This window comes from Exiguobacterium sp. s130, assembly GCF_018619055.1.
Taxonomy (GTDB): domain Bacteria; phylum Bacillota; class Bacilli; order Exiguobacteriales; family Exiguobacteriaceae; genus Exiguobacterium_A.
Map to the genome: position 1 here is coordinate 1 of NZ_JACSNI010000009.1, position 14,444 is coordinate 14,444.

The following is a 14,444-nucleotide window of genomic DNA, read 5'->3' on the forward strand; positions in this document are numbered from 1 at the left end:
CCGGGGACTCCACAAAATGTATCTCGAATTTTGGAATATTGCAGGGAAAGAAGGCTTCCAGCGAAAGTTTTCTGTTGCTAGCGTTGAACAATTAATGCAAGAACACATACGTGAACTAGAAGAATGGGCTGAAAACAATAATCTCTTAATCCATACGTATCCACATTGGGGACAAAAGACTAAGAATCAACGAACAACGACCATGCGAACTGATATCCTCATGGTTATTGGTGAAGTGGCTAAGGAATTAAAACGTGCACAACCAAAAGCACATGTAGCGACGTCTACCTCGATCACCGTACCGTTCTTCGGTCTAGCAGATCGTATGAAGAACACGACCGAGAAGTTTAACCAAGGGGAAGGAACTTTGACGGACCTTTCACTAGACTTGCATGATTACTCAGCCGTCGTACCTAAATACAAGCAGGGTGTACCAAATAACCTCTCCGTCCTCGTTAGCAACGAGTTCCTTGCCGAACTAGATGGAAAGGTACCTGATCTTGATTCACGTGATTTTGAAGCGTTCAACGAAATTCTTTCTTATCGCGATCTGACTTTCCAAACGAATCGAAAGATTGTGTTCCCTATCTCAAAGTTGGTCAAGAAGATTTATGGGAATGACAGTGGGAAGAGCTATACCCTTACAACGCAGCGTCTCGTTAAGTTAGGTTACTACCGGGTCGCCGTACGTAATGAGGATGGTGACCTTTCCATCTTCGGTCTATTTTCGTCCGTCAAAATCAGTGGAGCATCTGCTATCCAGCGCGACACGCAAATCACTGTGACTGTCTCGGAAGAGGTCTATGACGATCTGCTCAAGCAACAGATTATCAGCATCTACGGAGAGCAAATCGAACGATTGAAGGGCACGTTCGCTTATCATTTGTCGTTCGTCTTACAAAAGGAACGTCTCAACTCCTTCCAACTCAAAGAGGAGATGCCTGCGAAGCGGCACTGGCGACAGTTCACGCACTCTATCCGGTTCAATAAAAGTCGGAAAGCAGAAAACTTAAAAGAACTCGAAACGAATCTTGATCGAATTAAAGAACTCGATTTTATTATTCAAGACTGGCATCGTTCAGGAGATTACTACTTTCTTTACTTCCACCCCTTAGAACGATGGGAACTCGATGATCGCAGCAATGTTCTTTCACTGTAAAAATAGAAACATTAAAATAGGTATAGAACAACTTAATCTAATCGTATTGTTGCCAATAGTACATGGGCAGTAACGTATTGACTGAACGTCAATACGGAGAGGACTATGCAATCATTAATACAAGCAGGACTAATTTTTTTAATTATACTTTTGATTCTCAGAATGAAGAAAAAGGGGACTTTGAAACTTACAAGAAAAAAGGTATTCGTTGGAATATTAATTGGTCTATTAGTTATAAATCTTGTAGTAACTATCCTCTCATAAAAAATAAATGGATACTTAAAGTCATTAGATTCAGTTCACAAGAAAGAAATAACTTATATAAAAGATTCAAAAACGCTTTTATAATTTTGGAGATTTAGTCTTATCAAAATTATAAAAACGTTTTTTTGTATGAAAAATCTTCATACCATTTATCTTGTATACTAACTGATCAATTCAAAATGTACCTTTATATCGAATTTTGTCGAAAAACGACCATTTTTTAATTTTGACAATAGTTTTTCGTCATAGATTTGCATATTTCTAATAATGAATAAGTAGTTTGGTCGTTTTGAACCGTACTGAAACGACATTTATAGTATTTTGGTCGTTTTGAACCGTACTGAAACGACATTTAAGTAGTTTGGTCAAAAATTCCCGTACCAGAATGACCTTTAACAAAAATTATCACTTTTTTTTAATTTATTTTTGAGCACTATTTTCTTTAAATGGTCGCTTTTTACCGTACCGAAGTTACACTTTTATATGTTTTGGACGAAATATCCCGTACTAGAACAACACTTTATTAGTTTTGGTCGTTCTTTACCGTACCGAAACGACATTTACTTAGTTTAATATCATGAAAAATTATGATTCTAGGTGCCATGAGTGGCGCTACGAAGGGATTATTGATGTTTTGGTCGTTTTAGACCGTACTGAAATAACACTTTTTTTGTAGCTGAAAATGGCTTCATATCAACGTTTTTTATAGGTTGGTCGTCATTTACCGTACCAGAAACGCGTTTTGACAGTTCTTTTACGGAAATGGATACTAGGTGTAGTAATTCATAGTAGAGGAGGTGTAGGTATGTCAATGAATCAAGAGAATCGACATGTATTAGTCGCAAACAAATTACTCATTGCAATGAGCGGATTAACTCGTTGGACAAAGCGACAAGAAGGTTTTTTGTATGAGCAACATCACTATAATATCCCTAAGCCCTTTTTAGATTTGAAATGGACAAAGTCTCGTATTCGCCATCTTTTGACTCTTCTATCTCATTGCGATGATCGAGGTGTTATTTCACTTGTTGAGAATGATATGTTAGCTAACTATGCTCGAACTTCAGTTCGTTCATTACATAATAACCTACGCCTTTTTGAATCAGTTGGACTCATTCGTTACTCCGTTCATTTCTCTGGCGTTGTGACAATTGAACTCATTGACTATCTTGAAAACTATCGTGATCTTTTTGAAGAAGCCGGTACATATCGCTCTAAGACCGGCTATACTTCACTTTGGTGTGGAATGGTTCGACAACTGATGGATATTGATCATGTCAATATTCTCCGAGTAGCATTACGTGCACTCGTACAAGTAGAACGAGATATCCATGTTCAGTCGCAAGACAGAGCGACACTCACGTATGATGAAGTTCGTGGGTTCTTACCACGCTATTGTGGTCATCGTCTCGCGGTGAAGAGTATGCTTGATCAACTGTCGCGCTTCTTCAACGTTCATCTTGTTGAAAATACAAAAGACTTCCTATCTGCTGTGAAAGAAAATGCTACACTTAAACGCCGGATGCATACCGTTACTCGTCCGCTTATGTTCCACGTGAAACTAGAAGCTCAAGTGGATAGTAAAAAAATCCGGGAAACTGAACGTGCAAGTACACTCATTAGCTGGTTTGATCTTCGCGAAGTAGCGCGTGACTATATCGATTTTGATCGACTTGAAGTATCTTCTTCTTCTCTTCAGTCGCTTAGTGACACTTATGGTTTCGCAGCATGCGATGAAGTATTGCGCGCAATTCGCAATGACTTCCATCAATACGGTGAGCTTCTTCAAGAATCAGACATTTATCAGCTGTTTTTTGAATCACCTATACTGTACCTCAATGAGCATTTGCGTAGACGTACAGAAAAATTGGCTATCGCATGATAGTCTATTTGTCGTGTTCTTTTATGAAAAAAATCATGAAAACCACTAATTTTTCATTGATTTAGCCTAAGATAGGATTACATGACCATATTTTTTTTCAATAGTTTTATATTTTTACTTAATAAGACAACGTTATACCTTTTAAGAAAAAAAACAAATTTATTGAACAAATAAAAAAGTAAATTAGCTAATTAAACAAGAGACTTTGAAGTAACTCAAATTTAATACTATCAAAAACAAATAACAACGAATTAATGCAAATTATTCTACTCGTTTCTAAAGTATTAAAATATCCGATATTTATTGCTACAACAGGCTTTCTGGATGTTTCACTTTTTCTAATTCTTTTAATTCTTATTTAATTTCTTTAATCATTTTTAATATATAAAATAATAATAATTTGGAGCGATACTATATTTTCACATAAAGCCATCTATCGTTTAAACAGGTATAAATACTTTCAGTTGTTATAGGATGAATCCAGATCAGATTATTTGAATACATCTGAAAAGTATTTAATGAGAAAATACAAATAATGTTATTAAGTAAAAAAAACTTTACTTATAGTAAAAAAAACTTTACTATGAAATTAAGAAGACAACTAAATTTTTTGAAAGGAGGATTCATTTGGGGATTAAGTCAGAAAGTAAAATCAATAATCGTTTATTAATTCTTAGAATGGAAAAAAAGTTATCTCAAAAAGAACTTGCTGCTAAAGTTGGAGTTAGTAGACAAACCATCATTTCACTTGAAAATAATCGCTACAGTCCCTCTTTAATTTTAGCCTTTGAAATTGCATATATATTAGAAAAAGATATAAATGAAGTTTTTCAATTTATTAAATCGGAGGAATAATTTATGACACTACTTAATATTCTAATAATCCCAGTTTTTTTAATATGTTTATATAGTTCATTAAAATTTATTTGGGGAAATGAAGGTAAGGATGAAAGAGGAAAAACAATTTCTACAACTTCATATTTATATTCTTTTCCTATATTCCCTATAGGTTGGCTATTAATTGAATTTTATCATAAGTATATTAATGCTTTTGATTTTGATCTATATCGAAGTTTAATTGGAATATTAATACCCCTTACTTTTATTGTTCAAGGTATTATAATAGCTACATTAAAAAGAAAAATTTAAATTTTTCTTTTTAGACTGAAGACAAAGTGCAATTTTTCTCTAACGAGAAGAATTGCGCTTTTTTGTTCGTCTCGAATCGTTTTCCTGGGACAAGCATTACTTCACTTCGCTGCAGGGTCGCTCTTGCTTGTTTTCCCTAGGAAGCGATTTCAAGTGAACAAAACGCTTCTCTGATCCTTCTTCCAGGTATAAAAAAGTAGAAAAGAAGAAGGAGGATTTCCTATGATGGGTAAGAGAGATCACCATTATCGCTCAGAGAATGTCACCATCATATTGGAACAACTGGTCTCGCAGGACCATCTCGTCCGAAAAATCGATACAGTCATCGATATCGACTTCATCTATAGTGCCGTAGAGAACTTGTATAGCGAAAACACAGGAAGACCAAGTGTCGATCCCGTTCTGTTAATCAAGATGGCGCTTCTTCAATATGTATTTGGTATTCCCTCTATGCGGCGTACCATCAAAGAGATTGAAACCAACGTGGCATATCGTTGGTTTTTAGGTCTTGGTTTGGATGAGAAGGTGCCGCATTTCTCTACGTTCGGCAAAAACTACGTCCGGCGTTTTCAGGATACAGACGTCTTTTAGAGTATTTTTTATCGGGTCCTCACGCAAGGAGTCGAAGCCGGATTCGTGGACCCATCGGTCCTCTTCACTGACTCCACCCACATCAAGGCAAATGCGAACAAATGGAAGTATAAGAAGAAGTTCGTTCGACGCGCGGCACAACAGTACAAAGAAGAACTAGACCAAGAAGTCAACGAGGATCGGATTTTGCATGGAAAAAAGCCTTTCACCCCCAAGATGAAGAAAGTTGAAGAACACGAGACGAAGGAGAGTACGACAGATCCGGAGAGTGGCTATTACGTGAAGGGGGAGCGTGAAAAGCAATTCGCCTATTCGTGCCATACCGCCTGTGATCGGCATGGCTTTGTCCTCGGGATGATTGTAACGCTCGGAAATGTCCACGATAGTATCGTCTTTCCTGCACTTCTTCAAACTGTTACGCACCATTTCGGACAACCATTCGCAGTCGTCGCCGACTCTGCCTATAAGACTGTTCCAATCGCCCATCATCTTCTCAAACCCCAGAGGGGTGAAAGGAATGTTAAAAACAAAAGACTTTTACTATGACGAACATTATGACTGTTATTTATATGAAAACAATCAAGTTCTCCGTTACCGAACGACGACGCGAGACGGGTACCGTGAATATGTCTCGAATCCTTTTGTATGCAAGACATGTCCTCTCCTCTCTCAATGTACGCAGAGTCGCGACCATAGAAAAGTCATCCATCGACATCTTTGGCAAGAGGCGATGGATGAAGTGGAGCACCTCAGACATACAGTGATGAATCGTGCGTTGTATCGAAAGCGTCAGGAAACAATTGAGCGTGTCTTCGCAGACACCAAAGAGAAGCATGGCATGCGTTGGAGCCGCTATCGAGGGCTGAAAAAAACAACACCTTAAACCTCAAAAAGCTTGCGGAACGGTCATGGGATTCCCCAGGGAATCCATGTCTTCACTACGTTTTAATAGGGAGTATATACAACAAACCCTCATTCAATTACGAAATGAGGGTTTATCTACAATCTAAAAAGAAAAATTTAAATTTTTCTTTTTAATGTATTTTTCCTGTTTTAAGTATTAAAAATTGATTTTACACTCTTGATCACATTGATTTACTGGAATAATCGTTCTTTTACTAGCAATATAATTATAAGTTTTATCTCCTAATCCTAATAGCTTCAGAGTATACATTAGAGGTGCAAAAGGAATAAACAAAGGTAAGAAAAGAGTAAATCGAATAAAGGAATCAAATCCTTTTAACATTTTACCATTTTTTACGTTTAAACTATGCATTTCTAAAGCTACTTTGGAAGCATCAAGCTTATATTTACTCATAACTTCAGGATCTCGAAATGAAATAAATTCAAATTTTCGTAAAAAATCAAACTTAGTAATGGTTTTTTTTGTTTTTTTACATAGAGGACACCATCCGTCATAAAATACGATTATCTTATTTTTTTCCATTAGAATACCTCCCTTCAATAGTATTTAATTTAACATAAAATCTATCAAAGGTTAAATATACTATAAAATATATAATAATCCTAAAATGGTATTAATATCAAAAACGTTTTTTAATTTTTACATAAAATGTAGATATGATTACACTATTCATGCTATTAATAAGGGGCAACACAAAAAAACTTTTTGGAGGGAATTATTTAATGAAGAAAACAGTTATTGGAGTAGTACTTGGAACAGGTGTTTTATTAACAGGAAGTTTTGTAAATTCTAACATTGCAAGTGCAAATACAAATCACTATGTTAGTAATAGTCAAAATAAAGCTGTTTCTCCTGATGGATTAGTGAAACCTCAAAATGCATTTGCTGCTGGAGTACTTGCTGGAGTTGTGTCAGCTGCAGCTTATGATGCAGCGAAAGCATCAGGTGCTTACTTAGCTAGTCAATATAACAAAGCTACATCTAGAGGAGCGTATAAAGCAGCGCCTAAATCAAGTTATGCTTCAGCTGGAGGACGTGTTACTGCTAAAGCAATTACTATTGACCAGATTCCTGTAAAAAATATTAAAGAGTTTGGTAGATAATTTACTTATTAGAAATGAAGGGGAGTAATCCCCTTTCTTTTTTCAAAGTAAATTGAGGAGGATAGAAAAATGAAGGTAAAGAAGAGTATAGCGTTATCTTTAATTTTAATTTTTACGTTATTTCATTGTGTAATTACATTTGCTTATAATATGCCAATCAATCCAATCAGTCATAAATCAGCTAAAATAATAAATAATTACATGGAACCTTTATTTTCGCAAAATTGGCATTTATTCGCCCCTAATCCTGTAAGTACAAACAATTGTGTAATTGTAAAAGGTACATACTTTGATGAAAAAGGAAATAAAAAAGAGACTGGATGGCTAAATTTAACCGAAAAATATATTAATACATATCAAGTAAATAGATTTGATCCTAAACGTCCACATCTTAGTGCAATTAGAACTGCAGAAGGTGAAATAACACCTCAATTAATGGACAATCCTGACTACTTTAAAAATAAAGATAAATTATCAAAAGATGTAAATGTGAATATTTTGAAAAATATAGCTCTAAAAGAAATGAGTTCTGATTTTGATATATCTAAATTCAAGTCATTAGAGATAAAGATTTCTATAGAGTCATTCCCTGAATTCGGGAAAAAAGAAAAATCTAAATTTGCATACTTACTTTTACCTAAATTACAACTATAAAAATATAGGGGAATATATATGTCAAATACATTTAATAGTCTATTAAAAGTTAATGATTTTTTATTTAAACAAAAACACTTTTTAATTGGCACCAGTATTTTAAGAATAGTTGCTGGAATACACATAATGTTTACTTATGTAATCTATTTTTTTGAAAGAGACAGTATATGGGGAAATAATTCATTTATTCCGCATGAAGTAAAAATGGATTATATTACTTTGTATTCTCTAAATACTTCTTCATTTTATTTTGAGAGTATTTTTCTCTTAGGTCTTGTAATTAATGTATTGTTTACAGTTGGATACTACACAAAAATGGCATCAATCTTTAATTTTATTTTTGTCTATTCGTTATATAATGCGAACCCGTACATATTAGATGGAGGAAATAATATACTAATGATCATATTATTTTTTATGATGTTCATTAAATTAGATAGTTATTTTTCTGTTAAACCATCTGTAGAAAGAAATAATGAATACTTAAACTTAATACATAACTTTGCTGTTTTTTTATGCTTATTTCAAGTATGTATATTGTATTTTTTTGCTGGATTATTTAAAGCACAAGGAGATATGTGGATACATGGGACAGCGATTTATTATATATTGAATGTTGACGAATTTACTCAACCGTTCCTAGCTAAATACATATTAATGTTTCCGTCCATAGTCGCTATATCATCTGTTAGCGCTGTATTCTTTCAGATTTTCTTTCCGTTTTTAATTTTTAATAAATATACTAAGATACCTATGCTTTTCGCATCTATATGCTTTCATTTAGGTATAATATTTATTATGGGATTGATTCAATTTGGTTTAATAATGATTGCATTAGATTTATTATTTGTAACTGACAAAGAACATAAATCTGCAATAAAGTTTTTAAAGAAAGTATTTAAAAAAGATGTTATCGATGATAAGCAAGAGTCTATAAACTATAAAGAGATCATATAATAAAAAGGACTTGAAAAGATATTGAGTTGCTATATATGATATTGATTATTTTGAGTAGAATTTAAACCATTTACAAAAATTAAAATTATTTATGATTGATTCCTCCAATTGAAACATACATTTGTTATCGATTAGAGAACTATAATCTAGTAGAACTGTTTAAAATATTTTAACGATGATTTCGATATCGTATCGAAATCATTTTTTTATATAAATTTCTTTAATCTAGATTAGGAGTGTTTTTTTATGCTCTAAGATACTTTACGTTAATCTCGATAGTCTTTCTCTGTAATTATTATTGGATAATCAACATATTTTATCTATTTAATTGATAACGTAATCATCTAAAAAAATGATAATAACTCAAGCGGGATGACTTACTTAGAATAAACGTGAAGTATCTTTTCGAACTTATACCAATCTTCCGGTGAGTTTCTTAACCACTGTATGGGTAAGCCATAGTTTACATTAGCATCTAAAGTTCCTCCAATGTATTGCTTAGCCCCTCGAGTAGGATTCTTCAAGATGTTAAGCAATTCATGTTGAAATTCTGAATGACTATATTTTTTATTATTTAGATTGTTACTTCTGTTTTTTCCTTCAAGATTTTCAAGGATCCAAGGATTATATAACTTTTCTCCTTTTTTATACTCGATCCATCCTCGTCTTGTTATTGGATCTACTAAATCTCGATTCAATGCGTAACCGAGTATACTTACTTTCCAATCGTGATCAATGAATTTATATGGATTTTCTTCAAATTCTTTTCCTTCAGGTATTCCTTTTAATATGCCAATAACATAAATTTGCGTTCCGAAATCCGTTATTTTTTGTTTTTCAACTAAAAGCCATTGTGAAGAACTTCGACTACCTTTAATATCTGTTTTAAATTGAAAAGTTCGTTTTTCTTTATTTACTATAATAGTAGACATATCATGTCCATTATCGTGAATGTGAGGATCGTTCCAAATTTCAAAATCAACGCGAAAGCTAATATTAAAATTTTCTTCTAAAAAGTGTTGAAAACCGTATTCGACTACTTTGCCAATGACATGGTCTGCAATAAAATCATTCTTATCTCGAATTATGTCTTTTCGTCCAAATTGCTTCGTACTTGCTGCTTTTAGAGTATATAATTCGTGAGCAAAAGCAAAACAATTGTTTACTTCTTCTCTAGAGATATCAAGTTCCTTTTTAAAAGGATTAGTTTTCAAAGGTAATATCCTCCGCTTTTTTATTCGATTATACAATAAATACCATAGGGAAGTGTTGATACTTGATGTGATCGGATAAGATTACATTATTTTTGAAAGAAATATTAAAAAGGGCTGAAAAACAGCCCTTTATTCTACTACTTATTTGTTAAATGATCTTCATGTGTTTTGATTAAAAATGTTATGTTCGTCCCTGCCAAATTAAGTGCATACTGCGTCAAATGATCAGGTATTGCAATGATGCTCATACCCTGACCATGACTAGCTTCTTTATTCCTAATTGTAGGTAGTCCTTCTAATGTTGTTTTTAAGGAATTAAGTTGTGTTTGATAATAACTTGGTAAGAAGTCATTAGAGAACAACGCATTAATTAAAGCTGAAGCAGTTCCCTTTCCATAATCCCAATGATTGAAGTCACAAATACTCTTCATCGTACTCTCAAATGCCTTTGCTACGGAGAGAATAGTTGCCTTGTTATCTCTATTTTTATAATGGTTATACGCTTCTTGGTACTCGTCTAACGCTCCGCCAAATAAAGGATTATGCATCAGGATCAAAGCAGGTTTTACAGCCTCGTTATAAAGTACTGTTGAGCTAATAGGAAGTATTCGATCTTTTACATAATCTAAGCCTATGCCGTTTTCTTTAAACCTTGTATTTAACTTATCAATTACATATTCTTTTGAGACTCTAAATATATATTCACGCTTTTCGAGCTGAATATTTGTTGTAACTAGCAACTCAATGATATCTACTATCCAATCGTCTTCCTCACAATTTAAAATAAACTCTAGGCAACTTTCGACCGGATCATACTCATGTTCAGTACAACCTGGAGCGTTATCAAATGAGTAAAGAGCATGATCCGAACAGATTATGTCATGAACCCACTTAAATATATCGGTTATATATCTAGAATTCATTGGATTATTTGTAGAATATACTTCTTTAATTAAATGATATGCTTGAACTCTAAATCTCTCTGAAAGCCCTGAATAAGGAAGTATTTCGATTTCTCGTGGATTATTTCTTTGTGAAAAAAGCATGATATACCTCCACTAGCTTAAAGTATTAAACTGTTTGAATCTTAGGTAGTTGCTTTGTTGTCTTTAAATTCTGAAGTTGTAATTTAGCAGTAGGATCGATTGATTCATACTCGATCCCAGCAAAAGTTTTTAAGATTGCTTCAAAAACAATTTGAGCACCCGCTGGAGGAACTGCCATTCCAATTTGCTTCCGAACCTTTTCTTTACTACCTACAAAGTAAAAATCATCTGGGAACGTTTGAAGTCTTGCCCGCTCTCGGTTTGTGAGAGCTCGCGGTTCTTCCCAATGGTACATATGAGTACCACCACCACCGCTACCTGTCACCGTGTATGCTGGACGATTTGGATCGAGACGTTTGTAGATTGAGCTCAAGCGCGCACCTTTAACGTTCAATCGGAGGTGCTCCGGAATCCCCATAAACCAAGCATTTTCACCTGCTGGAATATGCGTTAGCATCTCTACCACCTTAGCGTTGTGTCTAGTGAGTTCATTATTTAATGCATCTTCTGGAATCGGTGGATTCAAAATCGCTTCACTAGATGTTTTCATATTATCTAACGTATTGAGTGGAGCCGGTACTTTAAAGACAATACCTTCTTCTGCTAGGTCATTTCGAATTCCAACGATAATGATACGATGACGCGCTTGAGGGACGCCGTAAAGTTCAAATTTATAAAGGTGAGGTGTGAGTACATATCCGCACTCTTCTAACTCCGTTAAAATTTGAATAAACGCTTTTCCTTCATTAGCGCTTTGTAGACCACCAACGTTCTCAGCTACAAAAAACTTCGGTTGGTATTCTTTTAAAACCTTTACACCATAAGAATATAAAGGACCGAACGTACCGTTTAAACCTTGTTTCTCGCCGACTTGGCTATAGTCATTACAAGGAAAACCGAATGCAAAACAATCAATTTCTCCAAGAATGGACTTATCACCAATCGGAAGTTGTTCTACTGGTCCGTGATGAACAGACGAATCTTCAATGTCTTCGCATATATTGTATCGATAGGTTTTACATGCTTGTTCGTCATAGTCATTTGACCATTCGTGAACAATCCGAAGTTCCTCTTCTGTTTCTGGGTGAATCACTCTAGCATTCTTAGCCCCTAAAGATAATCCACCAGGACCGTTAAATAATTCGCCTTTTTTAAATATCATGTGAAAACTCCTAACTATAAAATCGAAAGTGTGTTCTGGCATACTCCTATGCTAAACATTGTACACATGTTATTCAAAAAATGCAGCAACTAATACTCAAAAAAACAAAGAGCTATGAATAATAAATCATTCAATCTTGAATGATTTATTATTCATAGGCTGTTGTAAATTAAATATAGAGGTTGAAAGGAGGAAATAAATGGGGGATGACAGTCTTAAAAATTTAAAAGGCTTAATGGAAATGTACGTGAGCTCCATGCTGTTAAATAGAGAATTTATAGATCCTTTACGATCCTACCTTCCCGACAAAACAATTCGGAAGCGTTTAGCTGAAGAAACAGGTAAGGACATCAATTCAATTTATCGAGATGAACGGACTGGAACGATTTATAACGGAATCATGCTCTTGCGGTATTGGAGAGCATTTCTAGTAATTCATGAGGAAGTAGCACAAGGGAAATCGGAACCGAAACGGATCGAATCCATTCTTCAAACATATGAAAGTCATCTCAAGATGATTTCTGAAATCGAAGGAGAAGTGGATGTTCAAAACGCAATCGAACGACATCTCCCGTGTATTTTAGATGTCATCCAACATTTTGAACGACATCCACTTCCTCAAAATCGAATAGTGAAAATCAAGTTATTAAAACAACTACAAATGAATGAACAAGTAATAGCGGGCTTGAAGCACCGTAGACGAGAGAGGATGACAAGCATTGACTGAACGAAAAATTTGGTTTATCACACGTCCGGAACGAGATCCGCGATATCATGCGGAAGCAATGAGCGCTTTGCAAGAAGCAACGAACAACTTCACATTGAAATGGGAAGGAAACCGGGAGTTGCATAAACATTACGAGGCAGTTCTTGCTTCGCACAAATTGAAGCGAAACAATATTAGTAACGATGGTTCAGGAGGACGGACATGGTGCGCCTTACTTAAGACCTTTGCGTACTGTTACATTGATAAAAATGGTGTTGTTAAACCGACTAAAGTAGGACAAGCCCTTGTAGATGGTATCAAAGAATACGAGAACGTAAAAAAGCAAATTCTCACCTTACAAATTCCGAATGCCTATTTTTTAGAGCGAGGTTTTCGACCTAAATTTGAAAGTAGCTTTCGTATCCGCCCTGCGCGCTTTTTAATCAAACTTGTACAACGAGAAGATCTTCAGTACTCGATTAGTAAAGAAGAGATTACCTACTTTGTCTTAACAGCTCAAGATGATCGTGAAGTAGAAGAAATTGCAAAAAAAATTCTCCTGTATCGTCAGTCGTCACCAGACGAGCAAGAGCAACTGAAGCAAGAAATTGCGGTTCAATACGATCATCGCGCGCGCAATGATAAGGCAGCACGTGACTACTACCAGGCACATTCTGATGTCGCGCACACCTTTATGATGTTGTGTGAGTATACCGGATTAGTAGAGTATGTACGTGGAGATAGCATTTTAACGACACAGCCCGACCTAGTAGAAGAGGCATTACGTGTACTGAATGAATATGATCGTCGTTATCCGTTTAATACTCGTTATCGTATTTCGATTGAACGAATGGCACAAAATAATGGATTAGATGTGGATAGCTACAAATCGAACGATTATGGCGACGTGAAGCCAGCCAACAATCTAGGGAAGCGACAAGGGAAGATCGATGCGATTTTAGGGAAAATGCCAAACTGGACCATGCAATCCGATGAAGAGTTAATTCAAGTGTTCACAGAGTCTTTTGGTCCTAGGGATGCAACTCAATTGGTTTCTATTCTACGAAAAGAGCAACCTGCGCTACTAAATGTTTCGGAGCAGTTTGTCGAGTCTTACTTGGGGCAAATGACACCCTTAGAATTTGAGAAACTAACAGGAGATATTTTCAAAGAGCTTGGATTTGATGTAGTGTATCAACCGAAGGTGCAAGGGACGAGAACAGAGATTGAATTATTGGTGAAGTACGGAGACCATTTTGGAATCATTGATACAAAGTATTACGAGAGTGGATTCCCGTTATCACAAAATTTAGCGAACTACATGGGATCGGAGTACATTCCTAACTACTTAACCTATGGTGATGCTCGGTTATCTTTCTTCGGTTACGTCACGTCAGCCGGTTACTCAGGAGAAAAAAAGCTACACTCCATTACGAAGTTAAGTGAAAAGTTAGTGGGAGAATCGATTGAAGGATTCATGTTAACGCGGGAAGTACTTCTTGGCTTCCTTGATTACTGTATCGAAAATGAAATTCCCAAAGAAGAACGGATTCAACTATTCATAGATCGTATTCAAAATAAAGCATTTAGTGATCTGAAGCTCTATCTGTGAATCGAAATGAAGGGGGCTAT

At 35.1% G+C, this 14,444-nt stretch carries 13 protein-coding genes and 1 pseudogene; 10 read left to right on the forward strand and 4 right to left on the reverse strand.

The window, feature by feature from the left end; genetic code table 11:
* From HZS85_RS15435 to HZS85_RS15455, 5 genes and pseudogenes are all read left to right on the forward strand, one after another.
* Nucleotides 1–1,159: hypothetical protein (locus HZS85_RS15435; protein ID WP_214856789.1), on the forward strand; the 1,159-nt coding region annotated here is incomplete at its 5' end.
* 1,069 nt (nt 1,160–2,228) lie between these two features.
* The gene (locus HZS85_RS15440; protein WP_214808596.1) at nt 2,229–3,305 is read left to right on the forward strand and encodes a hypothetical protein; all 1,077 of its coding nucleotides are present in this window, start codon (nt 2,229–2,231) and stop codon (nt 3,303–3,305) included.
* Between the two features lie 633 nt (nt 3,306–3,938).
* Nucleotides 3,939–4,160, forward strand: coding sequence for a helix-turn-helix transcriptional regulator (locus HZS85_RS15445; protein WP_214808673.1), 222 nt, complete (start codon nt 3,939–3,941; stop codon nt 4,158–4,160).
* A gap of 3 nt (nt 4,161–4,163) precedes the next feature.
* Nucleotides 4,164–4,454 (forward strand): hypothetical protein, encoded by a 291-nt coding sequence (locus tag HZS85_RS15450; protein ID WP_214808599.1) that lies wholly within the window; start codon nt 4,164–4,166, stop codon nt 4,452–4,454.
* Nucleotides 4,455–4,676: 222 nt separating this feature from the next.
* A pseudogene (locus HZS85_RS15455) lies at nt 4,677–5,966 on the forward strand (IS1182 family transposase); the annotation flags it as partial.
* Between the two features lie 139 nt (nt 5,967–6,105).
* On the opposite strand, the gene HZS85_RS15460 reads toward HZS85_RS15455, so the two are convergent.
* Nucleotides 6,106–6,492, reverse strand: a complete 387-nt coding sequence (locus HZS85_RS15460) for a thiol-disulfide oxidoreductase DCC family protein (protein ID WP_214808601.1) — start codon at nt 6,490–6,492, stop codon at nt 6,106–6,108.
* Between the two features lie 200 nt (nt 6,493–6,692).
* On the opposite strand from HZS85_RS15460, the gene HZS85_RS15465 reads away from it, so the two are divergent.
* From HZS85_RS15465 to HZS85_RS15475, 3 genes are all read left to right on the forward strand, one after another.
* Entirely contained in the window at nt 6,693–7,073 is a 381-nt protein-coding gene (locus tag HZS85_RS15465) for a hypothetical protein (protein WP_214808604.1), read from the forward strand.
* Nucleotides 7,074–7,142: 69 nt separating this feature from the next.
* Nucleotides 7,143–7,727: a DUF5819 family protein gene (locus HZS85_RS15470; protein ID WP_214808607.1), complete on the forward strand. Its 585-nt coding sequence runs from the start codon at nt 7,143–7,145 to the stop codon at nt 7,725–7,727.
* Between the two features lie 18 nt (nt 7,728–7,745).
* Entirely contained in the window at nt 7,746–8,684 is a 939-nt protein-coding gene (locus HZS85_RS15475; protein WP_214808610.1) for an HTTM domain-containing protein, read from the forward strand.
* Between the two features lie 377 nt (nt 8,685–9,061).
* Here the strand turns inward: HZS85_RS15475 and HZS85_RS15480 are convergent, their stop codons facing one another.
* From HZS85_RS15480 to HZS85_RS15490, 3 genes are all read right to left on the reverse strand, one after another.
* Nucleotides 9,062–9,898, reverse strand: a complete 837-nt coding sequence (locus HZS85_RS15480; protein WP_214808613.1) for a hypothetical protein — start codon at nt 9,896–9,898, stop codon at nt 9,062–9,064.
* Nucleotides 9,899–10,035: 137 nt separating this feature from the next.
* Nucleotides 10,036–10,944, reverse strand: a complete 909-nt coding sequence (locus HZS85_RS15485) for an STM4504/CBY_0614 family protein (protein WP_214808616.1) — start codon at nt 10,942–10,944, stop codon at nt 10,036–10,038.
* Between the two features lie 25 nt (nt 10,945–10,969).
* Nucleotides 10,970–12,106 (reverse strand): DNA cytosine methyltransferase, encoded by a 1,137-nt coding sequence (locus HZS85_RS15490; RefSeq protein ID WP_214856790.1) that lies wholly within the window; start codon nt 12,104–12,106, stop codon nt 10,970–10,972.
* Nucleotides 12,107–12,305: 199 nt separating this feature from the next.
* Here HZS85_RS15490 and HZS85_RS15495 point away from each other — a divergent pair, with 199 nt between their 5' ends.
* Together HZS85_RS15495 and HZS85_RS15500 are read left to right on the forward strand one after the other, a co-directional pair.
* Complete coding sequence (locus tag HZS85_RS15495) at nt 12,306–12,833, forward strand: SH2 domain-containing protein (RefSeq protein WP_214808622.1); 528 nt, start codon at nt 12,306–12,308, stop codon at nt 12,831–12,833.
* Entirely contained in the window at nt 12,826–14,424 is a 1,599-nt protein-coding gene (locus HZS85_RS15500) for an AlwI family type II restriction endonuclease (protein WP_214808626.1), read from the forward strand. Before HZS85_RS15495 ends, HZS85_RS15500 begins: the two co-directional genes overlap by 8 nt.
* The last annotated feature ends 20 nt before the right edge of the window (nt 14,425–14,444 follow it).

Coding starts and splice junctions, on each gene's coding strand:
- HZS85_RS15450 (WP_214808599.1), top strand. CDS start 4,164: ATGACACTACTTAATATTCTAATAATCCCAGTTTTTTTAATATGTTTA.
- HZS85_RS15470 (WP_214808607.1), top strand. CDS start 7,143: ATGAAGGTAAAGAAGAGTATAGCGTTATCTTTAATTTTAATTTTTACG.
- HZS85_RS15475 (WP_214808610.1), top strand. CDS start 7,746: ATGTCAAATACATTTAATAGTCTATTAAAAGTTAATGATTTTTTATTT.
- HZS85_RS15485 (WP_214808616.1), bottom strand. CDS start 10,944: ATGCTTTTTTCACAAAGAAATAATCCACGAGAAATCGAAATACTTCCT.
- HZS85_RS15495 (WP_214808622.1), top strand. CDS start 12,306: ATGGGGGATGACAGTCTTAAAAATTTAAAAGGCTTAATGGAAATGTAC.
- HZS85_RS15460 (WP_214808601.1), bottom strand. CDS start 6,492: ATGGAAAAAAATAAGATAATCGTATTTTATGACGGATGGTGTCCTCTA.
- HZS85_RS15440 (WP_214808596.1), top strand. CDS start 2,229: ATGTCAATGAATCAAGAGAATCGACATGTATTAGTCGCAAACAAATTA.
- HZS85_RS15465 (WP_214808604.1), top strand. CDS start 6,693: ATGAAGAAAACAGTTATTGGAGTAGTACTTGGAACAGGTGTTTTATTA.
- HZS85_RS15490 (WP_214856790.1), bottom strand. CDS start 12,106: ATGATATTTAAAAAAGGCGAATTATTTAACGGTCCTGGTGGATTATCT.